Below are 24,928 nucleotides of genomic sequence, written 5' to 3' on the forward strand. Positions count from 1 at the left end.
ATCTGATGCAATTGAGCAGTCACAGCTTGGTCAACGGTGCGCCGATCGACCGTGAGTTCGCCGCCGGCGATGCCAACGGCTTCGCCCCCGACCGCAACCCGCACCTGGCCTGGAGCGGTGTGCCCGACGGCACCCGTTCGTTCCTGCTGGTATGCGTGGACCCGGACGTACCGACAGTGCCGGAGACGGTCGGTCGCGATGACATGAGCGTGCCGCGCGATCAGCCGCGCTGTGATTTCGTGCACTGGGTGATGGCCGACATCCCGGCCTCGGTGCAGGAGATCGCCGCGGGCAGCTGCAGCGATGGCTTCGTGGTGAAGGGCAAGACCGCGCCGGCCGGCCCGGCCGGCAGCCGCCAGGGCCTGAACGATTTCACCGGCTGGTTCGCCGGCAATCCGGACATGGCCGGTGACTACCTCGGCTACGACGGCCCGTACCCGCCGTTCAACGACGAGCGCGTGCATCGCTACTTCTTCCGTGTGTTCGCGCTGGATGTGGCCACGCTGTCGTTGCCGGGACGCTTCACCGCCGCCGATGCGTACCGTGCAATGCACGGCCACGTACTGGCCGAAGCGGCGTTGCACGGCACCTACACGTTGAATCCGGCGTTGGCCTGATAACAGCCTTCGGGTAGTGCCGGCCGCTGGCCGGCATCCGCTGTACGTGGCAGCCGGCCAGCGGCCGGCTCTACCCCCCAGCGAAGAAGGGCGGCCAGTGGCCGCCCTCTTCATTTCGCCGGCAGCGGCGCGGGTTTGAACACCAGCACTTCGCCCTTGGCATTGCGCACGACCAATGCGCCAGTGTCGTCCAACGCTAGGGTCGGTGCGGTATCGCGACCGTGAAACAGCGTTTCGGCTCGCCGTTCCTGCGCATCCACCTTGGGATTGATGCACAGCGCGGTGGTCTGGATGCCGTTCTCCAGGATCAGCCGGTCGTCCTGCAGGTGGTAATGGCTGCTGGCCTGGTTGCACAGGTTCAACTCGCTCATGTAGCCGGGCTGGAAGCGCAGGGTGTACGGCTCCCGGCCCCTGACGAACAACGCGTCGATGCGCTTGCCCTGCGCGTCGGTGGCGCGTGCGAGCTGCCACAGACGGGCTTCAAGCTGGTCGGTGGTGGGTGTGCTGGCGGCGTATGCCCTGCTGCCACAACCGATGACCAGCAAGGCCAGTGCGATCATGTACGTCCGTTTCATGTCGGTCTCCCTGATGCATGTGGGTAGTGCCGGCCGCTGGCCGGCATGTTCCGTATGGCGCCGGAGCTGTGTGCAGCTGCCGGCCAGCGGCCGGCACTACCCCACAACGAAGAAGGGCGACCTCGCGGCCGCCCTTCAAGAGCCAGCCGACCAGTAGTCGGCTCTACATCACTTCTCGATGGCCGACTCGACCACCATGTCCAGCACGTACGCCTGCGACGGCGCATCGGCCGGCGGGTTCTTCACTTCGTAGCGCTTCACGCGCACCACGTTGCGCACGCCGTCTTCGTGGGTGTAACCCTCGATGTTGCCGTAGAAGTTCTCGAACTTGCCCGGCTCGCCCTGCTTCAGGCCCTTGTCGTCGAACTTCACTTCGCGCACCTGCAGGCACTGGTAATCCGGGATCAGCGGGTGCGAGCACTTCTCGGTCTTCGCTGCCACTTCCAGGAATACGGTCTCGCCGGCGCCGCCATAGCGGGTTTCAGCGGTCGGTTCCGGGTTGAACACCAGCACGTCGCCCTTGGCGGTGGTCAGAGTCAGCACGCCGTTGGCGTCCTGTTCGGCCTTCAGTTCGCCCTGCAGGCGGCTGGAGACCGCTTCGTCCAGGGCCATCAGCGCCTTGTCGGTGCAGGCCATCATGGTCGAGGCCATCGCGCTCACGCTCAGCTTGCCATCGGCCAGGGTGTAGCCGCCGCCCATGCGGTTGCAGGTGTTGCTGACCGACAGGCGGCCATCAACGAAGTCCAGGGTGACCGGCTTGTCTTCGCGGGCGAACAGCGCATCGATGCGCTTGCCATCGGCCGCGGTGGCCTGCTGCAGCAGCCAGTGCTGGCTCTGCAGGCGCTGCGCATCCAGGTGTGCCAGCGCCTTCTGGTCGCCGGCCTTGGCCGCAGCCGGGGCCAGATCGTCACCGCCGGTACCGGCCGGGGCAGGGGTCTGGCTGCAGGCGGCCAGCAGGGCCAGCGGGAGGAGCAGGGTGAGCTTGCGGTTCATGGTGATTCTCCTTGGGGAACCGAGGGGGAAACGGACCGGGGCCGGCAACGGGGTTCCCGTGCCCCGGCGCTGTTCAGCTGCCGGACGGCAACCACAGCAGCAATGCAGCGCCCAGGGCGATGCGGTAAATGGCGAAGGCCGTGAAGCGATGCGACTTGATGTAGCCCATCAACCACTTCACTACGACGAAGCCGGTGATGGCTGCGGCAAGGAAGGCCACGCCAACGTCGGTCCAGTTCTCGCTGCCCAGGCTTCCTTCCTTGGCCAGTTCCAGGAAGGTGTAGGCGCTGGCGGCGAACATGGTGGGGATGCCGACCAGGAACACGAACTCGGCGGCGGCCGCGCGGCGGCTCAGGCCCAGCAGCATGGCCAGGAAGATCGCCGAGGCCGAGCGCGAGGTACCGGGAAACACACCGGCCACCACCTGCGCCAGGCCGACGCCGATGGCCACCGTCCAGGTCACCTGGTCGCGATCAGGCAGGCGCGCGGTATAGGCCTCCACCAGCAGCATCCAGATGCCGCCGATGATCAGCGCCCAGGCCACCGGGCTGACGGTTTCCGGCAGCGACCAGCCGGCCTTGCGCACCACCAGGCCGACCACGGCGGTCACCAGGAACGCCGCGCCGAGCTTGAACACGTATTCGCGGTTCTCGCGCTGGCCGAAGCCGGTGGCCAGCTGCAGCAGGCGCTGGCGGAACACCAGCACCACGGCCAGGATCGCACCGGCCTGGATGATGATGTTGAAGAAATCCGATCGCGCGCCCAGCCAGTGCTGGGCGATCAGCAGGTGGCCGGTGCTGGAGATCGGCAGGAATTCGGTCAAGCCTTCGAGGATGCCCAGCAGCAGGGCGGAGAGCAGATCGGACATGGACAATGCGGGCGCGGGCGGCGGAAGAAGCTCGAAAGAATAGACGATCCATGCCGCACCAAACGGGTGCGCCTGGTCATCGGCGCACCCGTTTGGTGCGCATGGTTCTGCACCTCGCTGGGGCGGTGGCTTTGAAATCAACGACTTGTGAAGGCCAAAAAGTTGGCACGGTCATTGCTGTACCTCAGCAGGCATTCATCCCCATCCGAGGTCGTACCGATGTCCGTGGAAACCGTAGAGAAGCTGATCAAGGACAACCAGATCGAGTTCGTCGATCTGCGCTTCGTCGACATGCGTGGTGTCGAACAGCATGTGACCTTCCCGGTCAGCATCGTCGAGCCGTCGCTGTTTGAAGAAGGCAAGATGTTCGATGGCAGCTCGATCGCCGGCTGGAAGGGCATCAACGAGTCGGACATGGTGCTGCTGCCGGATACCGCCAGCGCCTACGTCGACCCGTTCTACGCCGATCCGACCATCGTGATCAGCTGCGACATCCTCGACCCGGCCACCATGCAGCCGTATGGCCGTTGCCCGCGCGGCATCGCCAAGCGCGCCGAGTCCTACCTGAAGTCCTCGGGCATCGCCGAAACCGCGTTCTTCGGCCCGGAGCCGGAGTTCTTCATCTTCGACTCGGTGCGCTTCGCCAATGAAATGGGCCACACCTTCTTCCAGGTCGATTCGGAAGAAGCGGCCTGGAACAGCGGCGCCAAGTACGACGGCGCCAACAGCGGCTACCGTCCGGGCGTGAAGGGCGGTTACTTCCCGGTGCCGCCGACCGATACCCTGCACGACCTGCGTGCGGAGATGTGCAAGACCCTGGAACAGGTCGGCATCGAAGTGGAAGTGCAGCACCACGAAGTGGCCACCGCCGGCCAGTGCGAGATCGGCACCAAGTTCAGCACCCTGGTGCAGAAGGCCGACGAACTGCTGCGGATGAAGTACGTCATCAAGAACGTCGCCCACCGCAACGGCAAGACCGTCACCTTCATGCCCAAGCCGATCGTCGGCGACAACGGCAGCGGCATGCACGTGCACCAGTCGCTGTCCAAGGGCGGCACCAACCTGTTCTCCGGTGACGGCTACGGCGGCCTGAGCCAGATGGCGCTGTGGTACATCGGCGGTATCTTCAAGCACGCCAAGGCCATCAACGCCTTCGCCAACTCGGGTACCAACAGCTACAAGCGCCTGGTGCCGGGTTACGAAGCCCCGGTGATGCTGGCCTATTCGGCGCGCAACCGTTCGGCCTCGTGCCGCATTCCGTGGGTGTCCAACCCGAAGGCGCGCCGCATTGAAATGCGCTTCCCCGATCCGATCCAGTCCGGCTACCTGACCTTCACCGCGCTGATGATGGCCGGCCTGGACGGCATCAAGAACCAGATCGACCCGGGCGCACCGAGCGACAAGGATCTGTACGACCTGCCGCCGGAAGAAGAAAAGCTGATCCCGCAGGTCTGCTCCTCGCTGGACCAGGCGCTGGAAGCACTGGACAAGGACCGCGAGTTCCTCAAGGCCGGTGGCGTGATGAGCGATGACTTCATCGACGGCTACATCGCGCTGAAGATGCAGGAAGTGACCAAGTTCCGCGCGGCGACCCACCCGCTGGAATACCAGCTGTACTACGCAAGCTGACCGGTTGGCGATGGCGGTGGGTACCCCCTCCCACCCACCGCCATCGCCTCCGTCTTTGCGGCTGGGGAGCCGCGGTCAGATCGGGGTCGTTGCACGGGGTCGGATCCCTTTCATGCATGAAAGGGCTCTGACCCCACGCCAAGGACCCCTGATCCAGGGGCAAGAGAGAGACCGGATACGCGACATGGGCCGCCCTCCCTCCCGCGTCGGCCGTGCAAGGAGAGAGGCACGGCTGTCCCGGCCCGGTTCGTGTCCGGTGCAACAGCCACGGCCATCACCACGATGGCCCGTGGTTGCCTGATGCCATCGCGCGTTGGCGCGCTGGCCCCATCCACCATCGGGACATGCGCATGAAACTGATCTCCGCCATCATCCGACCGTTCAAGCTCGACGAGGTCCGCGAGGCCTTGTCCGATGCAGGCGTGTCGGGCATCACCGTGACCGAAGTGAAAGGCTTCGGGCGCCAGAAGGGCCACACCGAGCTGTATCGCGGTGCCGAGTACGTTGTCGACTTCCTGCCCAAGATCAAGATCGAAACCGTCGTCACCGACGAGCGTGCCGACGCCGTGATCGAAGCGATCCAGTCGTCTGCAGGCACCGGCAAGATCGGCGACGGCAAGATCTTCGTGACCGCTGTCGAGCAGGTCATCCGCATCCGCACCGGCGAAATCGGCGCTGACGCGCTGTAAACCCCCTTCCGGAGACTCCCCCATGAAGATGCGCCTTCTCACCGGGTGGCAAGCCCGGTTCCATCTGGTGTGCCTGCTGATGCTGCTCAGCGCGCTGGCCGCCGGTATCTGGCCCGGCAGTGCACATGCCCAGGCCCAGGTCACGCCGCTGCAGAGCGAGGCCGTGGCCGTCGAGCCCCTGCAGGACCCGACTGCCGCTGCGACGGCTGCTGCCGAAGCGGTGGCTGCGCCCGCCTACGACCATGGCGACGTCGCCTGGATGCTTACCTCCACCCTGCTGGTGCTGTTGATGGTGGTACCAGGCCTGGCCCTGTTCTACGGCGGCCTGGTGCGCTCGAAGAACGTGCTGTCGGTGCTCAGCCAGATCCTGGTGGTGTTCTCGCTGGTGCTGCTGCTGTGGGTGGCCTATGGCTACAGCGCAGTGTTCAGCGCCGGCAATCCGTTCTTCGGCTCATTCACCGAATTCGCCTTCCTCAAGGGCTTCACCCCGGAGTCGGTGGGCAACACGCCGATCAAGGGCCTGCCGGACTACCTGTTCGTCGCCTTCCAGTCGACCTTCGCCGGCATCACCACTGCGCTGATCGTCGGTGCCTTCGCCGAGCGCATCAAGTTCCGCGCGGTGCTGCTGTTCTCGGCGCTGTGGTTCACCCTCAGCTACATCCCGATGGCGCACATCGTCTGGGGTGGTGGTTACCTGGGTGAAATGGGCGCGATCGATTTCGCTGGTGGCACCGTGGTGCACATCAACGCCGGCGTAGCCGGTCTGGTTGCTGCATGGTTCGTCGGCAAGCGCCTGGGCTACGGGCAGACTGCACTGAAGCCGCACAACGTGCCGTTCACCTATATCGGCGCGATGCTGCTGTGGGTCGGCTGGTTCGGCTTCAATGCCGGTTCGGCCGCTGCCGCCGACACCGTCGCCTCGCTGGCCTTCCTCAACACTGTGCTGGCCACGGCCGCAGCGGTGCTGGGCTGGACGCTGGTTGAAGCCATCAGCAAGGGCAAGCCGTCGGCACTGGGCGCGGCCTCGGGTGCGGTGGCAGGCCTGGTCGGCATCACGCCCGCGTGCGGTACCGTCGGCCCGCTCGGCGCGATCGTCATCGGCCTGGTTGCCGGCGTGGTCTGCGTGTGGGGCGTGACCGGCCTCAAGCGCCTGCTGAAGGTGGACGACACCGCCGACGTGTTCGGTGTACATGGCGTGGGCGGCATCGTCGGCGCGATCCTCACCGGTGTGTTCAGCGCGCAGTCGCTGGGCGGCACCAAGGCCGATCTGGATATCGGCCACCAGGTGTGGGTGCAGGTGGTCAGCGTCGGCCTCACCGTGGTCTGGTCGGCCGTGGTGACCGCGGCCATCCTGCTGCTGGTCAAGGTGGTGGTCGGCCTGCGCGTGACCGAGGAGGCCGAGCGTACCGGCCTGGATGTGACCTCGCACGGTGAATCGGCCTACGAGGCCTGATGCATCTACATGGTGGGTGCCGACCGTTGGTCGGCACTGCACCTGCTCTGGTAGGTGCCAAGCTTGCTTGGCACTGCTCCTGCTCTGGACTGCTCTGCTCTGGTGGGTACCAAGCTTGCTTGGCACTGCTCCTGCCCTGGTGGGTACCGACCGTTGGTCGGCACGGTCGGCCGCCCTGCCACGCATGGCGTGGCTCTACTGCATCATCCCGCCCGATCACGCACAATCAGGGCATGCACCCGATCCGCACTTCCCTGATGCTCTCGGCCTGCCTGCTGCTGGCCGCCTGTGCCTCCACGCCGCAGGAAACCCGCAACCCGCTTGCCACCTGGGTGCCGTCGCCGAATCAGAACGCGCGCACGCCGGTGATCATCGTCATCCACCACACCGAGCAGAAATCGGTGCAGCAGAGCCTGCATACGCTGCGCACCGCCAACAGCGGCGGGCGAGTCAGTGCGCACTATCTGATCGGCGCCGATGGCCACCGCTACCAGCTGGTAGCCGATGAGCGCCGCGCCTGGCATGCCGGTTCCGGGCGCTGGGGCACCATCACCGACCTCAACTCCGCGTCCATCGGCATCGAACTGGACAATGACGGTCGTACGCCTTTCAGCCCCGCGCAGATCGAATCGCTGATCGTGCTGCTGCGCGATTTCACTGAACGGCTGAACATCCCACCGCGGCAGGTGATCGGCCACGCTGACCTGGCGCCGACGCGCAAGGAAGATCCCAGCCGCTTCTTCCCGTGGCAGCAGTTGGCCGAAGCAGGTTTCGGCGTATGGCCGCGCGCGGCCGACGGTGCTGCGCCGGAAGGCTTCGACGCCTGGGCCGCGCTGGCGCGCTTCGGCTATCCACTCGACAACCGCGAAGCAGCGGTACGGGCGTTCCACCGCCGTTTCCGTGGCAGCGACACCCTGCCGAAAACACTCGACGCCGAAGACGCGCGCATTCTGCATTCGCTGTTGCTGCAGACGCCATGACCCAGTAGTGCCAGCCCATGGCTGGCAACCTCACTCCATCCCCAGCGCAGCGCGTATTGCCGCCACATGAGCACGCCCAACGGGCAACTCGCTGCCGTCGCCCAATACCAGCCAGTATCGGCTGCCTGAGGCCGCATGCAGCGTGCGGATCTGGCGCAGGTTGACCAGATAGGAACGGTGGCAGCGGACGAAATCCGCAGGCAGTACCGTGGCCAGCGCGGTCAGGGATTTGTCATGCAGTTCACTGCGGCCGTCGCACAGGCGCACCTGGCTGTAGTCGCCGTCGGCGCGAATCCAGAGCACGTCCGCCAGTTCGACGGTCGCTGTGCCCTGCGCGCGCCAGATACCCAGATAACGCGCGCGACCGGCGCGGACACCACCGGTGTCCAGCAGCCGCTCCAGCGCCTGGGCAAGGCGCTCGCGTGAGAACGGCTTGGGCACGAAGTCCAGCACGCCGTGTTCGAACGCCTGCAATGCGCGCTCGCGGTGTGCCGACACCACCACGCACTGGTAGCGCCCGGCCACCGCGCGACGCAGCAGCTCGAAGCCATCGTCGCCGCCAAGGTTGAGGTCCAGCAGCAGGCCGTCGTAGACGCTGCGCTGCAAGCGGTCGCCGGCCGCTTCCAGATCGGCCACCGCATCGAAACGCGCGCGTGCACCGACCAACTCGCTGCACATGCGCAGCAGGCGCTGTCGCACCAGGGGTTCGTCCTCGACGATCAGGATGCGCATGTCAGCTCGATCCGGCCACACCAATGGTCACCGTCGATCCCCTGCACGAAGCTCCAGCCGGTGGGGCTCGCCGCCGCCAGGCTGGCCTCGATGTAACGTGTACCGGTGCCACGGCCGCGGTGTGGGGCCGAGCCTCGCGCACTGCGCAGTTCCAGTATCCAGCGCGCGTTGTCGCGCTGCACGTGCAGGCGGAAAGGGTGTCGTGCGCAGGCAACAGCGCCGGCATGGGTCAGTGCATTTTCCACCTGTGCGTGCAGGATGCCTGGCGGCAGCGAAATCGCCGCATCCTCGCCATCAACCTCCAGCACCATGCGCTGGTCCAGGGCAAGGCCGACGATATCCAGATGGCTGCGGCACAACGCCAGTTCGTCCTGCAGGGGAATGCTCTGGCGGCTGCTGCTGTCGCGCAGGCGATCGAACTGATCGGCCAGCGACTCCACCAGGCGGCTGGCGCGCATCGGCGACTGCTCGATCAGTTCCTGCAGGCAGGTCAGCGTGTTCATCAGCCAGTGCGGCTGGATACCCCGTTGCAACAACTGCAACGAAAGCCGTGCGCGCTCTTCGCGCAGCCAGGCGTTGTGGCGGTCCAGCGCCTGCAACTGGGCAGCGTGGCGCAGCAGAAGGAACACCATCAGCACCGCCAGCAGCAGGAAGTAAGGGCCATCAAGGAAGGCGCCGCGTGCGACCAGCAGCGCCAGCAGACCCGCAGACAGCAGCGCCAGGATCGGCCATCGGTCTTCCTGGTCGGCGGGCGCGCGCATCAGCACCCACGCCGAGGCGAGCAGGCTCAACAGCAGCACCGCCGCTGAGCGGGTGTCGAAGCCGGGCAGCACGATGGCCGCTGCCATGATCAGCGCCAGATAGATGAAACAACCAGCCCTGGGCACGGGCACCTCAAAGCGACGCGCGAGATACGCCGGTAGCAGCATTGCAGCGGCCACATGCAGGGCCAGCAGCGCGACCAGGCGAATACCATGCCAAGGATAGGTGTAGCCCAGCAATGATCGCCACGCCTCGACCGCGGGCAGTGCCAGACCCACCACACCCAGTGCCAGCAGCAGGCGCGCGCCGGGTGTGCGTGTCTGCCCACGCAGCACCGCCAGGAAATACAGGCATGCGGCTGCCAGCGCACCGGTGGCGAAGGCCGCGATCAGCCATGGCAGGATGATCTGGCCGTACAGCACAGGGGCTGGCGCGATCAGCACCATCGCATCTGCGCCATGCAGGGCGAAACGCTGCTGCTGGCTGGATGCAAGCACCAGCAGTTCATTGGTGGCGTTGCCCGACGGCGGCGGTAGCACGCGCACGACGTCTACGCGCCCCGGCTTCTCTTCTTCCGGCGTGCGACCAACAGCGCCATTGCTGATCCATGGCATCCCGTTCCAGTACAGCTGGCTGGCAGCGCGCAACGACAGCCTCACTGTACGTCCATGATCGGCGCCGCTTTCCGGCGCTGGCACCTGCCAGCGCAGCCAGTACGGGCCATGCCACTCCGCCAGCTGCTGCTGGTCCAGCGGCCGCCAAGCCAGGTTCTGCGGTGGGTGCGTTGGCAGGCCGCCGGATGCCTCGACATCCGCAGGTGCCATCTGCGCTCCCTGCACAACCCTCATTTCCGGTGGCGGCGTCGACACGATCAGCCAGGCAGCCACGGCCGCAAGCAGTACAGCAAGGACAGCCAGGGTTCGTGGGATCTGCATGGCGGCCATCGTATCGGTTGCGTGGAGACATTGGACCGGCGTCTGGAGACGTTCGGCAGATGGACGCGTCCGCAGCGCTCCGCGGGAGCAGATGCTGGCGGCGCACATCCTTCCATCGGAGCCCAACATGACCCGCAGCGCCTCTACGTCTTCCGGTAGTTTCCAGGTTCGTCGCCCCGTCGTGGCCGTCGCCCTCGCCGCGCTCTGCCTGGCCCTCGCCGCCGCCATTCCCGCGCAGGCCGGTCCGGCGGCGCTGGCCTTCGAGCCCTACACACTGCAGACCAAGGGCCATGGCGATATTCCCGCCGAGATCGCCACGCTGGAGGTGCCGCGACGGCACAGTGAGCCGGACGGTCCGCGCCTGCACCTGAAGGTGGTGCGCCTGCGTGCAACGGCCGGCAATGGTCGCGCCGCACCGGTGGTCTACCTGGCCGGTGGTCCGGGTGGTTCTGGTATCGATACCGCGCGCGGTCCGCGCTGGCCGGTGTTCGACCAGGTGCGCCGCGAAACCGATGTGCTACTGCTCGACCAGCGCGGTGCTGGCCTGTCCGAGCCGCCGCCGGAATGTCCGCATGAAACACGTTTCGACGACGCCCAACCGCTGCAGCGCGATGCGGCCCTGGCCGCAGTGCAGGCCACGGCGGCGAAGTGCGTAGCGTTCTGGCGGCAGGCCGGTGTCGACCTTGGCGCCTACACCACGGCCGAGAGTGCCGGCGACCTTGACGACCTGCGGCGCGCGCTGGACGTGCCTAAGATCAGCCTGTGGGGCATGAGCTATGGCACCCATCTGGCCCTGGCCACGGTGCGCCTGCACGGTGCCGGTCTTGAGCGCGTGGTGCTGATGGGGTCCGAAGGTCCCGACGATACGCTGAAGCTGCCGCTGAGCAGCGACGCGCTGCTGCAGGAGTTGGCGGTGCTTGCGCGCAAGGATGGCTTCGACGATCTCGCCGGATCGACCACCCGCGTGCTGCAGGCGCTGCGCGAGCAGCCGCGGCAGGGCCGCAGCCACATGCATGAGGGCCGCCAGGTCAGCATCGGCCTGTACGACGCGCAGATCGTCATCGCCAACATGCTGGGGCAACGCATCCCCCAGCAATGGCTGCCTTGGGTGCTGCGCGAGGCCGAGACGGGCAACTACGACCCGCTGGCAGATATGGTGCTGATCGGGCGCGCCCAGTTCGCGCAGCTCCCGGCCATGGGTCTGGCGATGGACGTCGCCTCCGGGCAGAGCCCGCAGCGCCGGGCGCTGGCCGAAGCACAGGCACGCCAGAGCCTGTTCGGCGACGGGCTGAACTTCCCGTTCCCGGCCATCGGCGATGGCCTCGGTCTGGCCGATCTGGGTGAGGGATTCCGCGGCCCGCTGCACAGTGAAGTGCCGGTGTTGTTCATCAGCGGCACGCTGGATGGGCGTACGCCCCCGGCCAATGCCGAGGCACTGCGGCCGGGCTTCAGCAATGGCCACTCGCTGCTGGTGCGCAACGCAAGCCATCACAACGAGTTGTGGACAGGCAACCCGGCCATCGCCCGCAGCATCGTCGACTTCCTCGCCGGTCGCGTTGTGCGCGATACCGTGCTGGACGTGCCGCCGCCGGTGTTCGCCACCCGCAGCAGTGAGTTGCTGGGCGGCAAGCGATAGGGCCCATCGTGTGGCGCAGGATGCGATCCCGGTCCTGCGCCACGCCCGATTGCACTACATTGGGGCAATGACTGACCTCATCGCCCCCTTCAACCGCACGTGCTGGAGCCTTCTTGCGCTTGCCGTGCTTGCTGGCTGTTCCACCACCGGCACCCGTCCCGAAGCGCCTGCCGCAATGAAGCCTGCCGCGACCTACGCCAAGGTCGACTGGAAGACGTTGCCGGCCGTATCCGATGCCGACCTGCAGGCAGGCTTCGCCGCCTGGCGCAGCAGCTGCACCCGGCTGAAGAACGATGCGACCTGGGCCAAGCCCTGCGCGACCGCCAGCACCGTGTCCGACAAGGACGCCAGCGCGATCCGCGCATTCCTGCAGCGCGATCTCGACGTCTATTCCCTGCGCGCCGGTGGCCATCGCGCCGACGGCCTGATCACCGGCTATTACGAGCCCATCTACCCGGGCAGCCTCACCCGCACCGACAAGGCCACCGTGCCGGTGTACGGCACACCCGATGATCTGGTGGTGGTGCAGCTGGACAGTGTCTATCCCGAACTGAAGGGCAAGCGCCTGCGCGGTCGCGTGGAGGGCAAGGTGCTCAAGCCCTACGACGATGCCGGCAGCATCGCCAGCAAGGGGGCCAAGGCGCCGGTGCTGGCCTGGCTGACCGATCCGATGGACCTGCAGCTGCTGCAGATCCAGGGTTCGGGGCGGGTGCGCCTGGCCGATGGCAAGCAGGTGCGGCTGGCCTATGCCGAACAGAACGGCCATCCCTATCGCGCGATCGGCCGCTGGCTGGTGGAGCAGGGCGAGCTGAAGAAGGAAGACGTCACCATGGACGCGATCCGCGCGTGGGCGAAGGCACATCCGACGCGCGTACCGGAACTGCTGCGCAGCAATCCCAGCTACGTGTTCTTCGTGCGCAGCGCGGACAGCCCGGAAGGTCCGCGTGGTTCGTTGAACGTGCCGCTGACCGCCGGCTACAGCGTGGCGGTGGATCGCACCGTGGTGCCGCTGGGCAGCCTGCTGTGGCTGTCCACCACGCGCCCGGACGGCACGCCGGTGGTACGCCCGGTGGCCGCGCAGGACACCGGTGGCGCCATTGCCGGCGAGGTACGTGCCGATCTGTACTGGGGCAGCGGCGATGCCGCCGGCAAGCTGGCCGGCGACATGAAGCAGCAGGGCAACCTGTGGCTGCTGTGGCCGAAGGGTGTGGCGCTGCCGCAGTAGGTCAGCAGGGGTCAGATCCCCTTCCGCAGGAAAGGGATCTGACCCCCATATGCCTGATAATGGCGTCATTCCGAACTTTCCGGTCGCGCATGCGGCCAGGACCCATGCAATGAAATACGCAAAGAACAACGCAAAATCCACCACGAAGAAGTACTACAAGCACTGGGCCGAATCGGGCCTGGGCAAGGGCAACGTGCTGATGGAAGCCCGTGGCGAGAAGATCGTGCGCCAGGTCGAAATCTACGGCACCAAGATGGTCTGGGCCGATGAGCATGCCCACAGCGATGATCGTTTCCTGCTGGCTGACCAGCCGGTGTCGTTCATGGACTTCGACGAAGACGACGAGATCAGCGCACGCGAGTTTGAAATTGCCTGGAAGAAGGCTCGGGAAGCCACCGGCTACCCCGTTTAAGGTCGAGGGGCCCGCAATCATCGGATGGTTGGTGGAATCGAAATGTTATAAAGTTTCATTTCCAGCCTCCCGCCCCCTTCCCCATGAAGACTCCCACGCTGGTGGCCGCGCTTGCGGCCGCCCCGTTCGCCCCTGAAGCATTCGCCCAGTCCGCCGACGCCGCGCTCACCCTGGGCAAGGTCGATGTGCACCAGCACAGCGAGGGACAACTGAGCGCGCACCAGGTGCTGACCTCGGTGGACGTGCTGGGCGCGGACCAGATCGAAAACCGCAACGTGTCGCACAGCTGGGAACTGCTCGGGCAGATGCCCGGTATCCAGCTGACGGAAACCCGGCAGGGCGCCGAGTCGGGCAAGGTCAGCTTCCGCGCCTTCAACGGCGAGGGCTACCTCAATGCCATCAAGACGTTGATCGATGGCATCCCCAGCAACGTCAACAGCGGCAACCAGCGCTTCATCGACATGCTGTTTCCGCTGGAAATCAGCTACATCGAAGTCGTGCGTGGAACCAACGACCCGCGCTACGGCCTGCACAACATCGGCGGCAACGTGAACTTCGGTACGCGCCAGGGCGGTACCTACGCCGATGCACGACTGGCCTACGGCAGCTACAACACCCGCGATGTGCAGCTGGCGGTGGGCCGCGAAGCCAACGGCTTCGCGCAGAACTACTTCGTCGGCACCCAGGCCAGCGACGGCTACCGCGACCACGACAGCTCGAAGAAGTACTCGCTGGGCGGCAAGTGGTTCTTCGGCTCGCTGGAGGAGGGGCTGCGCATCGGCCTGACCGCGCGCGCCTACCATCACGACGCCGACGAACCCGGTTTCATGACCGCGGAAGAGCTGCATGCGGGGCGCCGCCACAGCGACCTGCGCAACGCCAATGACGGCGATGACCGCGACATGCGCCAGTTCGCCGCGCACCTGGACATGAAGCTCAGCGACGCGGTGACTTTCGGAACGCGGCTGTACTACAACCGCTATGAAGACGACCGGCGGGTGACCTTCAGCGACCTGCCCACCGGCAATCTGCCGCGCCAGCGCCGTGTGTGGGACGAGCGCCAGGCGGGCCTGCTCGGCACGCTCACCTGGCAGGCCAGTGCCATGCTCACCGTGGAAGGCGGGGTGAACTACGAGCAGCAGGACAACGGCTACATCCGCGAGCGCTACGCCTTCGCCGAACCCACCGATTTCAGCCGTCCTCCGGCACGCGTGCAGAACAACGACCGCCACAGCTTCGACAACCGGGGCGCCTACGTGCAGGCGATCTACCAGCCAGCCGACGCATGGAAGATCGTGCCGGCCTACCGTGTGGACCGTTTCAGCGGCCACACCCGGCTGATGAACGGCATCACCGGCCGCCTGCAGGATTACGGCAGCATCGGCCAGCCCAAGCTGAGCGTCATCCACAGCCTGGGTGAGCACACCCACGTCTATGCCAACTGGGGCCGCACGTTCCAGGTGCTGACCGGTTCCACCGCGCCGGCCTACCTCACCCCGGGGCAGGCACCGATGCAGCCTTCCACCAACACCGGCATGGAGCTGGGCCTGAAATTCCAGCCCTTCGCCGGCAGCCAGGCCCGTCTGGCGGTATGGCAGCAGGACGCGGAAAACGAAGTGTCGAACATGCCGGCCACCGGCACCACGGTCACGCTGGGCAAGACCCGCCGCCGCGGTGTGGATGCGCAGATCAGCGCGCAGCTGGGCGAGGCGTGGACGCTGTGGGCTTCCCATGCCTACCAGGAAGCGAAGATCACCCGCGACGACCGCGCCCCAGGCGTGTCCCTGCAGGGGCGCGAAGTGGCCGCCACTCCGCGCCACATCAGCAACCTCGGCCTGGACTACCAGGCCAGCGACGCCCTGCAGCTGGGCCTGCAGGCGCGCGCGCAGGGCGACTACTACCTGGAAGAGCGCAACGTCACCGGCAAGTTTGGCGGCTTCGCCGTGCTCGACCTCAGCGCCAAGTACCAGATCACCCCGGCCTGGAGCGTGGACCTGCAGCTGAAGAACGTCACCGGCCGTGAGTACGCCTACGCCTGGTACGACAGCTTCTTCTGGGACAGCGCCCGGCCGATGTTCTCGCCCGCCCCGGGCCGCGCGGTCTTCGTCGGCCTCAACATGAAGCTGTAACCGCAACGCTGGTAGTGGTCGAGCTTGCTCGACCTGCGCAAGGGGTCAGATCCCGTTACGCCAGCAAAGTGCGCTGACCCCATGCCCCTGTTTTGCACTACATTGGTGCAATGTCCGACCCTGCACCCCCGCCGTCCCTCGATGCCCTCGGTACACCGCTGGCCTGGTCCGGACCCGATGGCCGCATTGCCGGCTGCAACCCGGCCTTCGCGCGCTGGCTGGGCGTCAGCGGCCGGCGCCTGCTCGGCCAGCCGTTGGCCGCGCTGGAAGTGCAGGGCGAGGCGCTGGCCCATTTCCTGGCCCGCGACGAGCGCGACAGCCTGCGTCTGAACCGGCTGGCGCTGGCCTTGCCCGGTGAGGCGGCGCGTTTCGCCGAAGGCTGGATGAGCCGACGCGACGATGGCGGCTGGCTGCTGGAGGCGCATCCGGTCGATGAGTTCCCCGGGCTTGACCCGACCCAGGCCCTGCCCAGCGCGCTCAGTGCGGCGCTGAAGGGCCTGGCGCATGAGCTGCGCAATCCGCTGGCCGGGTTGAAGGGCGCCGCGCAGCTGCTGGCCCGCCGCGCGGCCCAGCGCGACGCCAGCGAACGCGAACTGATCGATCTGATCGGCTCGGAGATCGAGCGGCTCAATGGCCTGCTGGAGCAGCTGCTGTCACCGGCACCTGCCGCGCCGCATGCGGCGCTGAACATCCACGCCGCGTTGGAGCGCGTGCTGCGCCTGGCCGAGAACGAGGCCGGTTGGGCGGTGCGTCTGCAGCGCGATTACGACCCGAGCATCCCGGAATTTGACGGTGACGCCGACCGCCTCACCCAGGCGGTATGGAACCTGGTACGCAATGCCATCCAGGCCGGCGCCGGCAACATCACCCTGCGCACCCGCGTTGAACACGGGGTGCGCATCGCCGAACAGCTGCACACCCTGGCGTTGCGCCTGGAAATCGCCGACGACGGCCGTGGCGTGCCCGAAGAACTGGCCGAACACCTGTTCCTGCCGTTGGTCAGTGGCCGTGCCGAAGGCACCGGCCTGGGCCTGGCGCTAGCCCAGCAGGTCGCGCGCGAGCATCGCGGCACGCTGACCTACCGGTCGCGCCCGGGCCATACCGTATTCACCCTGCTGCTGCCGATCGGCAACGGCACCGCCGCCGCCGAGGAGGCCCCGCGCGATGTCTGAGTCTTCCGCGTCCGCGCCGTGCATCTGGGTGGTCGACGATGACCGCGCCGTGCGCTTCGTGCTGTGCACCGCGCTGCGCGAGGCCGGCTACCAGGTGGTCGACTTCGACAGCGCCGCACCCGCACTACAGGCGCTGGCTGAAAGCCCGCCGCCTGCGCTGCTGTTCACCGACGTGCGCATGCCCGGCGACGATGGCCTGGTGCTGCTGGACAAGCTGAAGGCTGTGCTGCCGCAGCTGCCGGTGGTGGTGATGTCGGCCTACACCGACGTCGCCAGTACCGCCGGTGCGTTCCGCGGTGGTGCGCATGAGTTCCTGTCCAAACCGTTCGACCTGGATGATGCAGTGGCGCTGGCCCAGCGCGTGCTGCCTGCAGTGGCGCCGGCCCTGGCCGCGGCCACGCCTGCCGCAGAAGCCGCCAGCGACCAGCCGCCGCAGCTGGTGGGCGATACGCCACCGATGCGCGCGCTGTTCCGCGCCATCGGCCGCCTGGCGCAGGCACCGCTGGCGGTGCTGATCATCGGCGAAACCGGTACCGGCAAGGAGCTGGTGGCCAATGCGCTGCACCGCGAATCACCGCGCGCGCAGCATCCGTTCGTCGCGCTGAACACCGCCGCCATTCCCGCCGAGCTGCTGGAAAGCGAGCTGTTCGGTCACGAGGCGGGTGCATTCACTGGCGCACAGCGGCGCCACATCGGCCGCTTCGAACAGGCCAACGGCGGCACTCTGTTCCTCGATGAAATCGGCGACATGCCGTTGCCGCTGCAGACGCGCCTGCTGCGCGTGCTCGCGCAGGGCGAGTTCTTCCGCGTGGGTGGACGCGAACTGATCCGTGTCGATGTGCGCGTGGTCGCCGCCACCCATCAGGATCTGGAAGGCCTGGTCGCGCAGGGAAAGTTCCGTGCCGACCTGCTGCACCGCCTGGACGTGGTGCGCCTGCAGCTGCCGCCTCTGCGCGAGCGCCGCGAGGACATCGCGCAACTGGCCACCACGTTCATGGCCGCTGCCGCACGCAAGCTGGACACGCCGCCGAAGCGGCTCACTGCGGCCGCCCTGCAGGCATTGCGCGAGCACGACTGGCCGGGCAACGTCCGCGAACTGGAGAACGTGTGCTGGCGCATGGCCGCACTGGCCGCGGCCGATACCATCGGTGTGGCCGATGTCGATACCGCGCTCAACCGCACCCGCAGCCGGCGCAGCAGTGCGGCCGCAGGTGATCCGGGCCAATGGGAAGCGCTGCTGTCCGAATGGGCACGTCGGCAGCTGGCCGAAGGCACCGAGGGCCTGCACGCACAGGTACGCGAACGGGTCGACCACGCCCTGCTGGAGGCCGCGCTGCAGATCACCCACGGCCGTCGCGCCGAAGCTGCCGCGCGGCTGGGCCTCGGCCGCAACACACTTACCCGCAAACTCGGTGCCGGTCGCCGTCGCGGCGGGCATTGAACGGTGCCTGCACGCGATCCTCGCACCCGCTTGCCGAACTGTTGATCCTCCATGGACGATGCCGTCCGTAGTGTTACCTGCAAGGAGTCCCCGATGCGTTTGTCCTTCGCCCTTCTGCCGCTGTCCGCCGCCGTGCTCCTGTCTGCCTGTGGCAGCGCGCCGAAGAAGCCGCAGCCCACACCGCCGCCGGCAACGGTGGTCAGCACCGCCAAGCAGGCCGAAGCCAACCTGGCGCCTGCCTCGGCCAGCATCGTCAGCGGCCGCCTGGCGCTGATGGTGGAACCCGGTGGCGTACACCTCACCGGTCTGGTGGGAGGCCTGCAGCCGATGCAGCAGGCCGGTTTCCACATCCACGAGCGCGGCGACTGCAGCGCGGTGGACGCCAGCAGCGCCGGCAACCACTTCAATCCCGCCGGTGTCGCGCACGGTCGTGCCGGCAGCGGCAAGCACCATCTGGGCGACATCGACAACCTGCAGGCCGACGCGCAGGGCCGCGCCAACATCGATGTGCATCTGAAGGGCGTTACCCTGGGCGGAGGTGCCGCCACGGATATCGCCGGACGTGCATTGGTGGTGCATGCCAAGGCCGACGACTATCGCAGCCAGCCCGCCGGCAATGCCGGCGTCCGCATCGCCTGCGGCGTGATCCGGGTAACCCGCTGATCACTCCACCGGCATTTTCCAAGGAGAGTTTCCATGCGTCTGATCCACACTTCACTGTTCGCCGCCATCGCTGCACTGGGCCTGGCCGCCTGCAACCAGCAGCCGGCAGCACCGACCACCGAAACCCCGGCGGCCACCCCGGCCGAAGGCACGGCCGCCCCGGCTGAGCCGGCCGCAGCCACGGCAGCAACCACCGAAACCTCGGCTGCAGCCGAACTGGCACCGACCCAGGGCAATGAAACCAAGGGCTCGATCACCTTCAAGCTGGTCGACGGCAAGGTTCACGCGTCCGGCCAGATCACCGGCCTGAAGCCGGGCAGCGAGCATGGCTTCCACATCCACGAGAAAGGTGACTGCAGCGCGCCGGACGGCATGAGCGCCGGTGGTCACTTCAACCCGGGCAAGCAGGACCACGGCAACGTGGCCACCGATCCGCACCACGGTGGCGACATGCCCAACATCAAGGCCGACGACAAGGGCGTAGCCACTGTCGATGGCCCGGTCTCGAGCAACGTCAACATCGGCAAGGGTGATGATTTCGACATCATCGGCCGCGGCCTGATCGTCCACGCCGACGCGGACGACTACAAGACCCAGCCGACCGGCAACGCCGGTGCGCGACTGGCGTGCGCGGTGATCAACAAGGCCCCGTAAGAAATGAAAAAACGCCGGCGCAAGCCGGCGTTTTTTCTTTACGCTGTCCTACAAAGGCGCCGCAGCCAATCGCTTGGCCTGCGCCGCCAACGCATCACAGGTTGCCGCGCTGCCTTCACACAGCGTGGTTATCTTCCGGGTGCGGCGAAACGGGTGTTCGCGATCCCAGCCGATCGCCGTGCGCATGCGTACCACCGAAGGCGCCAGCGCATGCGGCGCGGTGAACAGCACCCAGGTGGTGGCGGTGTAGTCCGGATCGTTCTCCACACTTTCCTTGCTGGTTTGCAGCAGGCTCATGCCAGGCGGCGTCGGCAACGGCAGTCGTTCGACATCCTTGCGCTTGGGGAGCTGTTCAACGAATGCGGCCACGTTGGCGTATTCCAGCGGCTGGCTGTCATCGCCGCCGCGCACTGGGGCAACCGCATGGGTGAGGCCCGACAGTGCAAGGCACAACAGGCAGAAGGCACCGCGGTAAACAGCAAGGGTCATCCGGAAATCTCCTGAGGTAGCCGGCAGCCGCACTTCCGCGCAGTCGAGCCACGCCCGGCCGCGCTTCGGTAGTTCTGGGCCGAGCATTGCCCGGCTCTATAAACAGGTATCGACGCCGGACACACATCGCCCGGCGGATGGGCATCACCAGATCAGCGCGCCAGCAGCTCGCGTGCGTCCTGGCCGGCTTCGCAATGCACGAACAGCACCGGTACACCGTGCGCTTCCAGCACCGCGGCCATCTGCCGCTGACGCATCAGGAACTGCTCGTAGATGCCCTGCAGACGCTCGCAGTCGCCCGTGCCGTGGTTGTAGTGCGCGCACCAGCCGGCCGGGTCGAACAGCGCCATGCGTGCTTCGCCCTGCGTATAGCGCAGCAACGGCTCGGGCGCGTCACTCAGCCACTCGTCCTGACCTGGGGCCATGATCGCGGTTTCAATCAGCGGCCACAGCGCGGCCAGGCCCTGGTTGTCGTACTGCATCGACATCATCGCGGCCAGGTCGTTCACGGTGAAATAGCGTGCGTGCTCGACGCGCGCACCGAACGCGTTCTGGGCCATCAGCGCGGTATCGGCATGGGCCATGCCATTAGCCAGCAGCACCTCTTCCAGCGCATCGGCCACGGCCGCCGTGGTTGCCACCTCGCTGCCGGTCAGCAGGAACGGCACCACCCGCAGGCCACCGCCGACCAAGGTCGCGTCGGCCTGGAACGGCAGCGGTACATCACCGCTGGCATCGGTGCCGAAGGCCAGTACGCGCGGGCCCTGGTTGCGACCGGGCGCGCGCATCTGCAGTTCTTCCAGGCGGCGATGGATCGGCCAGCCCGGGCGAAGGACTTCGGCCGGATCGAAATGGGCGGCGGCGAACACCAGATCCAGCTCGGCCACGTGTGGCACCAGCTTGGACAGGTCGCGGCCGACGCGTTCGGCCAGTTCACCGGCCTGTTCAGCGCTGAGCACCGCCTGGCGGGGGATTTCGCCGCCGGCCAGTTCCAGGGCCAGCACGCCAAGGGCATTCATCGCAGGGTCGGGTTTGCTCATGGTTCCACGGTTGGCCCATCACAGGGCGGCAGCTACACTTGGCCCCATTATGCCTGCTCTGTCGTGCAGGCCATGTTGCAGACACCCTCATCCATGCCAGGTATCTCCATGCCCAACGCTCGTCCCGTCGCCATCCTCGGTGGCGTCCGCATTCCGTTCTGCCGGCAGAACACCGCGTATTCGGATGTCGGCAACCTCGGCATGTCGGTGCGCACGCTGGGAGCGCTGGTCGAGCGCTTCGGCCTGCACGGCCAGCAACTGGGCGAAGTGGCGATGGGTGCGGTCATCAAGCACTCCAGCGACTGGAACCTGGGCCGCGAAGCCACGCTGTCCTCGGGCCTGTCGCCGTTGACCCCCGGCATCACCCTGCAGCGCGCCTGCGGTACCTCGCTGGACAGCATCATCACGGTTGCCAACAAGATCGCCCTGGGTCAGATCGAGTCCGGCATCGGCGGCGGTTCGGACACCACGTCCGACGTGCCGATCGTGTACGGAAAGAAGCTGCGCGCGCGCCTGCTGGCTGCCAACCGGGCCAAGAGCACCGGCGACAAGATCCGCGCGCTGACCTCCGGCTTCAAGTTCGCCGAGCTCAAGCCGGAGTTCCCGGGCGTGGCCGAGCCGCGTACCGGCAAGAGCATGGGCGACCACTGCGAAGACATGGCCAAGGAGTGGAACATCTCGCGCGACTCGCAGGACGAGTGGGCGGTGTCCTCGCACAAGAAGCTGGCTGCCGCCTATGAGCGTGGCTTCTTCAACGACCTGATCGCACCGTTCCGCGGCGTCGAGCGCGACAACATCCTGCGTGCCGACACCTCGCTGGAGAAGCTGGCGACGCTGAAGCCGGCGTTCGACAAGGTGTCCGGCCGCGGCACCCTCACCGCTGCCAACTCCACCCCGCTGACCGATGGCGCCGCTGCCGTACTGCTGGCCAGCGAAGAGTGGGCGCGGGCGCATGGCCACGAACCGCAGGCCTACCTGCGCGACGCACACGTGTCGGCCGTCGATTTCGTGCACGGCGAAGGCCTGTTGATGGCGCCGACCGTGGCCGTGCCGGAGATGCTCAAGCGCAACGGCCTGACCCTGCAGGACTTCGACATCTACGAGATCCACGAAGCGTTCGCTGCACAGGTGCTGTGCACCCTGCGTGCGTGGGAGAGCGAGGACTACTGCCGCAATCGCCTGGGCCTGGATGCGCCGATGGGCCGCATCGACCCTGACAAGATCAACCTGCTGGGTTCGTCGTTGGCCACCGGGCACCCGTTCGCCGCCACCGGTGCACGCGTGATCGCCACGGCGGCCAAGCAGCTGGCCGAGCGCGGCGGTGGCCGTGCACTGGTGTCGATCTGCACCGCCGGCGGCATGGGCGTGGTTGCGATCGTCGAACGTTGAACACCACGGTAGTGCCGGCCGCTGGCCGGCAACGTTGGAATTGAAAACGCCGCCCAATGGGCGGCGTTTTCGTTGATTACATTCTCTGGTGGGTGCCGACCGTTGGTCGGCACACCTTCAGCCAGGGTCATGGCAACCGCGGGTTGCCGAACGCGTCGCGCTCTTCATTGGCGTCGTACACCGGCGGCAGCGGCGCAATCGACTGCTCCTCGACGGTCGCATGCAGCGGCGGGTCGACCACCGCTGCCGGTGCACGCACCAGCGCTACGCTGTCTTCGCCGCGCTGCAGGCGCAGTGCGTTGGTCAGGCACTGCGCGGCCAGCACATGCTCGCCACGTTGCGCGAAGGCTTCGCCCAGCGCTTCCCACGCAGGGGCGCCGGCGCCAGCGGCGATGGCTTCATGCAGGAACGCGTCGGCGGTGTCCCACTGTTGCTGCGCCAGCGCGATGCGGCCCTGGGCCAGGCGCAGGGCTGCCGAATCGTCGTGCACGTTGCGCCAGCGCTGCAGGTTGGCCTGGCGTGTAGCCAGACGCTCGGCCGGCAGACGGCCATACAGCGCCACCAGTTCGTCATCCCAGCGATGGTCCAGCGCCTGTTCAAGCGCCAGCAGTGCCGGTTCGTCCCAGTCCAGTGCAACCGCACGGGTGGCGTAGGCGGCAACCACGTCCGGGGTCGGTCGCAGCGCCTTCGGCGTGGCTTCCCATTGTGCAGCCAGTGCGTTGACGTCGCCCGCTTCCAGCAGTGCCTGCGCAGCCAGGCGTGCTTCCAGCTCACTGCTTGCCTCGGTCGGCAGCACCTTGGTCTGGCGCAGTGCGCCCAGCTGGCCGTACGCCTCGTGCGCGCGCCCAGCACGTGCCAGCGCTTCGGTGCGCAGCCACAGACCGCGCGGCGGCAGCGGCTGGATCGCCGCCACATCCAGCGCGTTGATCGCATCCACCGGCAGATCGTTGGCCAGCAACTGTTCGGCACGCAGCAGTGCCTGCAACGTCGCATCGCTTTCGCCCAGACGCTGCAGCAGTGCCTCGGCAGCGGGTGCATCGGCGCGCAACTGCGCGCTGCGTACGGCATTGGCCAGCGCAACCCCACTGACTTCCGGATCCTTGGCAGCGCCGTCCAGCAGCTTCTCGGCGCGCTGCCACTGGCCATGCTCGTAGGCCAGCAGACCATCGATCAGGCGCACCCGGCCCTGCTTGCGGCGGTAGCGGCCCCAGGCACGGAACGGTGCGGCGATCAGGCTCCACAGCAGCCACAGCACCAGCACGCCGATCACCGACAGCAGCGCCACCTTTGGCAGGTTGCTGTGGTAGTCGTAGCCGGCGTAGCGCAGGGTTACTTCGCCGTAGCGGTTCAGGTCATCGGTGCCGAGCCATTGCGCGGCAACTACGCCAATGGCCACTGCCAGCAACAGCACGACCAGCGATTGCAGGGGTTTCATACGGGCTTACCTCCGGTCGGTCTGGGTACGCAGTTGTTGCAGGGTGCTGCCAAGCACGGTGTCATCGGCCTGCAATGGCAGCGAGCGCAGGGCATGGAGTTCAGCACGTTGCGCGCGCAGGTCCGGTGAATCAGGCCAGCGCCGCTGCGCCCAGTGATCGATTCTGTTCAGCGCGGCATCGCGGCCGCTGCCGTCGCCGCGCTCGATCGCTGCGCGGGCCAGGGTCAGTTCCAGCTGCAGCGCCGTATCGATGGTGGCGCGCTCGGCCGACGTCAGCGGGCCGTTCAGGCGGCTCGGAGTGATGTCCACGAAGGGCGCCAGCGCGGCCTGCCACCACGGTTTTGCGGTGTTGCTGGCCGGCGCCTGCGCGATCTGCGAAGGCAGGCCCTGCAGGGCTTTGCCCAGTGCGTCCAGGCGTTGCAGTGACAGCACGCGCGGGCCAGCGCCCAACGCATCCAGCGCGTTGCGTTCCTGCACCAGTGCCTGGCGCAGGTTCAGGCCGTCGCTGTCGGGCAGATCGGCCAATGCAGTGGCGGCCAGCGCATACAGCCGGCGTGAGCCCTCCACATCATCGGCAAAGGCCAGCCGCTGTGCGGCCTGGGTCAGCAGCAGTTCGGCCTCATCGCGCTGCACCGCCTGGCGGCCTTGGTTGGCGCTGTCGGCCAGCTTGGCCAGGTTTTCTTCCAGCAGGGCACTGCGTTGCGACAGGCCCAGCACTTCGTCGCGCAGCACCCGGTTGGTGGTGGCCGCATCCTGCAAGCGCTGGCTGGCAGCGCGCTGGTCGCGGCGCAGGGCCTCGACCGTAGCCTCCAGCCCCTTCAGTTGCACGGCGGTGGTCTGCGCCTGCGCCAGTTGGTCGCTCTGCTGCTTCTGCCAATAGTGGTAGCCGGCATAGCCGCCCGCGCCCAGCACCGCCAGCACGGCAAGCGGCAGCAGCCAGCGCATGGGGCGATGGGGCGATGGAGTGGGCGGCAGAGTGTCGTTCATCGGGCTTCCTTGTCGGCGGCAAC

At 67.1% G+C, this 24,928-nt stretch carries 23 protein-coding genes; 14 read left to right on the forward strand and 9 right to left on the reverse strand.

The features are described from left to right. Positions 1-5 precede the first annotated feature (5 nt). Positions 6-617, forward strand: coding sequence for a YbhB/YbcL family Raf kinase inhibitor-like protein (locus tag ACEF39_RS00610; RefSeq protein WP_500286596.1), 612 nt, complete (start codon positions 6-8; stop codon positions 615-617). A gap of 110 nt (positions 618-727) precedes the next feature. Here ACEF39_RS00610 and ACEF39_RS00615 read toward each other — a convergent pair whose 3' ends face one another. From ACEF39_RS00615 to ACEF39_RS00625, 3 genes are all read right to left on the reverse strand, one after another. Beyond that, positions 728-1,192 carry an META domain-containing protein gene (locus ACEF39_RS00615; protein ID WP_500286597.1) on the reverse strand — a complete coding sequence of 155 codons (465 nt, stop codon included), beginning with the start codon at positions 1,190-1,192 and terminating at the stop codon, positions 728-730. A 168-nt stretch (positions 1,193-1,360) separates the two neighbouring features. Further along, positions 1,361-2,185: an META domain-containing protein gene (locus ACEF39_RS00620; protein ID WP_500286598.1), complete on the reverse strand. Its 825-nt coding sequence runs from the start codon at positions 2,183-2,185 to the stop codon at positions 1,361-1,363. A 73-nt stretch (positions 2,186-2,258) separates the two neighbouring features. Then, a complete protein-coding gene (locus ACEF39_RS00625) occupies positions 2,259-3,053 on the reverse strand; it encodes an undecaprenyl-diphosphate phosphatase (protein ID WP_500286599.1) in 795 nt (264 codons plus the stop codon). Between the two features lie 219 nt (positions 3,054-3,272). On the opposite strand from ACEF39_RS00625, the gene glnA reads away from it, so the two are divergent. The 4 genes from glnA (at position 3,273) to ACEF39_RS00645 (ending at position 7,804) form a co-directional block, all read left to right on the forward strand. After that, positions 3,273-4,682: a type I glutamate--ammonia ligase gene (glnA, locus tag ACEF39_RS00630; protein ID WP_099819516.1), complete on the forward strand. Its 1,410-nt coding sequence runs from the start codon at positions 3,273-3,275 to the stop codon at positions 4,680-4,682. A 350-nt stretch (positions 4,683-5,032) separates the two neighbouring features. After that, the gene (locus tag ACEF39_RS00635; protein WP_004134334.1) at positions 5,033-5,371 is read left to right on the forward strand and encodes a P-II family nitrogen regulator; all 339 of its coding nucleotides are present in this window, start codon (positions 5,033-5,035) and stop codon (positions 5,369-5,371) included. A 22-nt stretch (positions 5,372-5,393) separates the two neighbouring features. Then, on the forward strand, positions 5,394-6,824 hold the full coding sequence (locus ACEF39_RS00640) for an ammonium transporter (RefSeq protein ID WP_353098198.1): 1,431 nt from the start codon (positions 5,394-5,396) through the stop codon (positions 6,822-6,824). A 233-nt stretch (positions 6,825-7,057) separates the two neighbouring features. Further along, positions 7,058-7,804 (forward strand): N-acetylmuramoyl-L-alanine amidase, encoded by a 747-nt coding sequence (locus tag ACEF39_RS00645; RefSeq protein ID WP_500286600.1) that lies wholly within the window; start codon positions 7,058-7,060, stop codon positions 7,802-7,804. 30 nt (positions 7,805-7,834) lie between these two features. Here the strand turns inward: ACEF39_RS00645 and ACEF39_RS00650 are convergent, their stop codons facing one another. Further along, positions 7,835-8,536: a LytR/AlgR family response regulator transcription factor gene (locus ACEF39_RS00650; RefSeq protein ID WP_500286601.1), complete on the reverse strand. Its 702-nt coding sequence runs from the start codon at positions 8,534-8,536 to the stop codon at positions 7,835-7,837. After that, complete coding sequence (locus ACEF39_RS00655) at positions 8,524-10,233, reverse strand: histidine kinase (protein ID WP_500286602.1); 1,710 nt, start codon at positions 10,231-10,233, stop codon at positions 8,524-8,526. Before ACEF39_RS00655 ends, ACEF39_RS00650 begins: the two co-directional genes overlap by 13 nt. Before the next feature lie 127 nt (positions 10,234-10,360). Here ACEF39_RS00655 and ACEF39_RS00660 point away from each other — a divergent pair, with 127 nt between their 5' ends. The 8 genes from ACEF39_RS00660 (at position 10,361) to ACEF39_RS00695 (ending at position 19,565) form a co-directional block, all read left to right on the forward strand. Beyond that, a complete protein-coding gene (locus tag ACEF39_RS00660) occupies positions 10,361-11,869 on the forward strand; it encodes an alpha/beta hydrolase (RefSeq protein WP_500286603.1) in 1,509 nt (502 codons plus the stop codon). A 67-nt stretch (positions 11,870-11,936) separates the two neighbouring features. Beyond that, positions 11,937-13,094, forward strand: coding sequence for a murein transglycosylase A (mltA, locus tag ACEF39_RS00665; RefSeq protein WP_500286604.1), 1,158 nt, complete (start codon positions 11,937-11,939; stop codon positions 13,092-13,094). 109 nt (positions 13,095-13,203) lie between these two features. After that, complete coding sequence (locus ACEF39_RS00670; protein ID WP_108266494.1) at positions 13,204-13,506, forward strand: hypothetical protein; 303 nt, start codon at positions 13,204-13,206, stop codon at positions 13,504-13,506. Positions 13,507-13,589: 83 nt separating this feature from the next. Beyond that, positions 13,590-15,635, forward strand: coding sequence for a TonB-dependent receptor (locus ACEF39_RS00675; protein ID WP_500286605.1), 2,046 nt, complete (start codon positions 13,590-13,592; stop codon positions 15,633-15,635). Positions 15,636-15,745: 110 nt separating this feature from the next. Further along, the gene (locus tag ACEF39_RS00680; RefSeq protein WP_099819524.1) at positions 15,746-16,807 is read left to right on the forward strand and encodes a two-component system sensor histidine kinase NtrB; all 1,062 of its coding nucleotides are present in this window, start codon (positions 15,746-15,748) and stop codon (positions 16,805-16,807) included. Then, entirely contained in the window at positions 16,800-18,248 is a 1,449-nt protein-coding gene (gene ntrC, locus ACEF39_RS00685) for a nitrogen regulation protein NR(I) (protein ID WP_500286606.1), read from the forward strand. Before ACEF39_RS00680 ends, ntrC begins: the two co-directional genes overlap by 8 nt. Before the next feature lie 93 nt (positions 18,249-18,341). Further along, a complete protein-coding gene (locus ACEF39_RS00690; protein ID WP_229980014.1) occupies positions 18,342-18,911 on the forward strand; it encodes a superoxide dismutase family protein in 570 nt (189 codons plus the stop codon). A gap of 33 nt (positions 18,912-18,944) precedes the next feature. Beyond that, on the forward strand, positions 18,945-19,565 hold the full coding sequence (locus ACEF39_RS00695; RefSeq protein ID WP_500286607.1) for a superoxide dismutase family protein: 621 nt from the start codon (positions 18,945-18,947) through the stop codon (positions 19,563-19,565). 48 nt (positions 19,566-19,613) lie between these two features. Here the strand turns inward: ACEF39_RS00695 and ACEF39_RS00700 are convergent, their stop codons facing one another. Then, entirely contained in the window at positions 19,614-20,054 is a 441-nt protein-coding gene (locus ACEF39_RS00700) for a hypothetical protein (protein WP_500286608.1), read from the reverse strand. A gap of 152 nt (positions 20,055-20,206) precedes the next feature. Then, positions 20,207-21,094: a hypothetical protein gene (locus ACEF39_RS00705; RefSeq protein WP_500286609.1), complete on the reverse strand. Its 888-nt coding sequence runs from the start codon at positions 21,092-21,094 to the stop codon at positions 20,207-20,209. 93 nt (positions 21,095-21,187) lie between these two features. On the opposite strand from ACEF39_RS00705, the gene ACEF39_RS00710 reads away from it, so the two are divergent. Beyond that, on the forward strand, positions 21,188-22,483 hold the full coding sequence (locus ACEF39_RS00710) for an acetyl-CoA C-acetyltransferase (protein ID WP_088100805.1): 1,296 nt from the start codon (positions 21,188-21,190) through the stop codon (positions 22,481-22,483). 127 nt (positions 22,484-22,610) lie between these two features. On the opposite strand, the gene ACEF39_RS00715 is transcribed toward ACEF39_RS00710, so the two are convergent. Beyond that, entirely contained in the window at positions 22,611-23,918 is a 1,308-nt protein-coding gene (locus ACEF39_RS00715; RefSeq protein ID WP_500286610.1) for a heme biosynthesis HemY N-terminal domain-containing protein, read from the reverse strand. Positions 23,919-23,924: 6 nt separating this feature from the next. Beyond that, positions 23,925-24,905, reverse strand: a complete 981-nt coding sequence (locus ACEF39_RS00720; RefSeq protein WP_500286611.1) for a uroporphyrinogen-III C-methyltransferase — start codon at positions 24,903-24,905, stop codon at positions 23,925-23,927. Positions 24,906-24,928 lie beyond the last annotated feature (23 nt).

The sequence above is a fragment of the Stenotrophomonas indicatrix genome, assembly GCA_041545745.1.
Classification (GTDB): Bacteria; Pseudomonadota; Gammaproteobacteria; order Xanthomonadales; family Xanthomonadaceae; genus Stenotrophomonas; species Stenotrophomonas indicatrix_A.

What these genes read in the sequence shown, in the direction of transcription:
- ACEF39_RS00625 (WP_500286599.1), bottom strand. Translation starts at nt 3,053, where the DNA reads ATGTCCGATCTGCTCTCCGCCCTGCTGCTGGGCATCCTCGAAGGCTTG.
- ACEF39_RS00695 (WP_500286607.1), top strand. Translation starts at nt 18,945, where the DNA reads ATGCGTCTGATCCACACTTCACTGTTCGCCGCCATCGCTGCACTGGGC.
- ACEF39_RS00615 (WP_500286597.1), bottom strand. Translation starts at nt 1,192, where the DNA reads ATGAAACGGACGTACATGATCGCACTGGCCTTGCTGGTCATCGGTTGT.
- ntrC (WP_500286606.1), top strand. Translation starts at nt 16,800, where the DNA reads ATGTCTGAGTCTTCCGCGTCCGCGCCGTGCATCTGGGTGGTCGACGAT.
- ACEF39_RS00675 (WP_500286605.1), top strand. Translation starts at nt 13,590, where the DNA reads ATGAAGACTCCCACGCTGGTGGCCGCGCTTGCGGCCGCCCCGTTCGCC.
- ACEF39_RS00660 (WP_500286603.1), top strand. Translation starts at nt 10,361, where the DNA reads ATGACCCGCAGCGCCTCTACGTCTTCCGGTAGTTTCCAGGTTCGTCGC.
- ACEF39_RS00655 (WP_500286602.1), bottom strand. Translation starts at nt 10,233, where the DNA reads ATGCAGATCCCACGAACCCTGGCTGTCCTTGCTGTACTGCTTGCGGCC.
- ACEF39_RS00635 (WP_004134334.1), top strand. Translation starts at nt 5,033, where the DNA reads ATGAAACTGATCTCCGCCATCATCCGACCGTTCAAGCTCGACGAGGTC.
- ACEF39_RS00705 (WP_500286609.1), bottom strand. Translation starts at nt 21,094, where the DNA reads ATGAGCAAACCCGACCCTGCGATGAATGCCCTTGGCGTGCTGGCCCTG.
- ACEF39_RS00670 (WP_108266494.1), top strand. Translation starts at nt 13,204, where the DNA reads ATGAAATACGCAAAGAACAACGCAAAATCCACCACGAAGAAGTACTAC.
- ACEF39_RS00610 (WP_500286596.1), top strand. Translation starts at nt 6, where the DNA reads ATGCAATTGAGCAGTCACAGCTTGGTCAACGGTGCGCCGATCGACCGT.
- glnA (WP_099819516.1), top strand. Translation starts at nt 3,273, where the DNA reads ATGTCCGTGGAAACCGTAGAGAAGCTGATCAAGGACAACCAGATCGAG.
- ACEF39_RS00710 (WP_088100805.1), top strand. Translation starts at nt 21,188, where the DNA reads ATGCCAGGTATCTCCATGCCCAACGCTCGTCCCGTCGCCATCCTCGGT.
- ACEF39_RS00650 (WP_500286601.1), bottom strand. Translation starts at nt 8,536, where the DNA reads ATGCGCATCCTGATCGTCGAGGACGAACCCCTGGTGCGACAGCGCCTG.
- ACEF39_RS00680 (WP_099819524.1), top strand. Translation starts at nt 15,746, where the DNA reads ATGTCCGACCCTGCACCCCCGCCGTCCCTCGATGCCCTCGGTACACCG.
- ACEF39_RS00700 (WP_500286608.1), bottom strand. Translation starts at nt 20,054, where the DNA reads ATGACCCTTGCTGTTTACCGCGGTGCCTTCTGCCTGTTGTGCCTTGCA.
- ACEF39_RS00640 (WP_353098198.1), top strand. Translation starts at nt 5,394, where the DNA reads ATGAAGATGCGCCTTCTCACCGGGTGGCAAGCCCGGTTCCATCTGGTG.
- mltA (WP_500286604.1), top strand. Translation starts at nt 11,937, where the DNA reads ATGACTGACCTCATCGCCCCCTTCAACCGCACGTGCTGGAGCCTTCTT.
- ACEF39_RS00715 (WP_500286610.1), bottom strand. Translation starts at nt 23,918, where the DNA reads ATGAAACCCCTGCAATCGCTGGTCGTGCTGTTGCTGGCAGTGGCCATT.
- ACEF39_RS00645 (WP_500286600.1), top strand. Translation starts at nt 7,058, where the DNA reads ATGCACCCGATCCGCACTTCCCTGATGCTCTCGGCCTGCCTGCTGCTG.
- ACEF39_RS00720 (WP_500286611.1), bottom strand. Translation starts at nt 24,905, where the DNA reads ATGAACGACACTCTGCCGCCCACTCCATCGCCCCATCGCCCCATGCGC.
- ACEF39_RS00620 (WP_500286598.1), bottom strand. Translation starts at nt 2,185, where the DNA reads ATGAACCGCAAGCTCACCCTGCTCCTCCCGCTGGCCCTGCTGGCCGCC.
- ACEF39_RS00690 (WP_229980014.1), top strand. Translation starts at nt 18,342, where the DNA reads ATGCGTTTGTCCTTCGCCCTTCTGCCGCTGTCCGCCGCCGTGCTCCTG.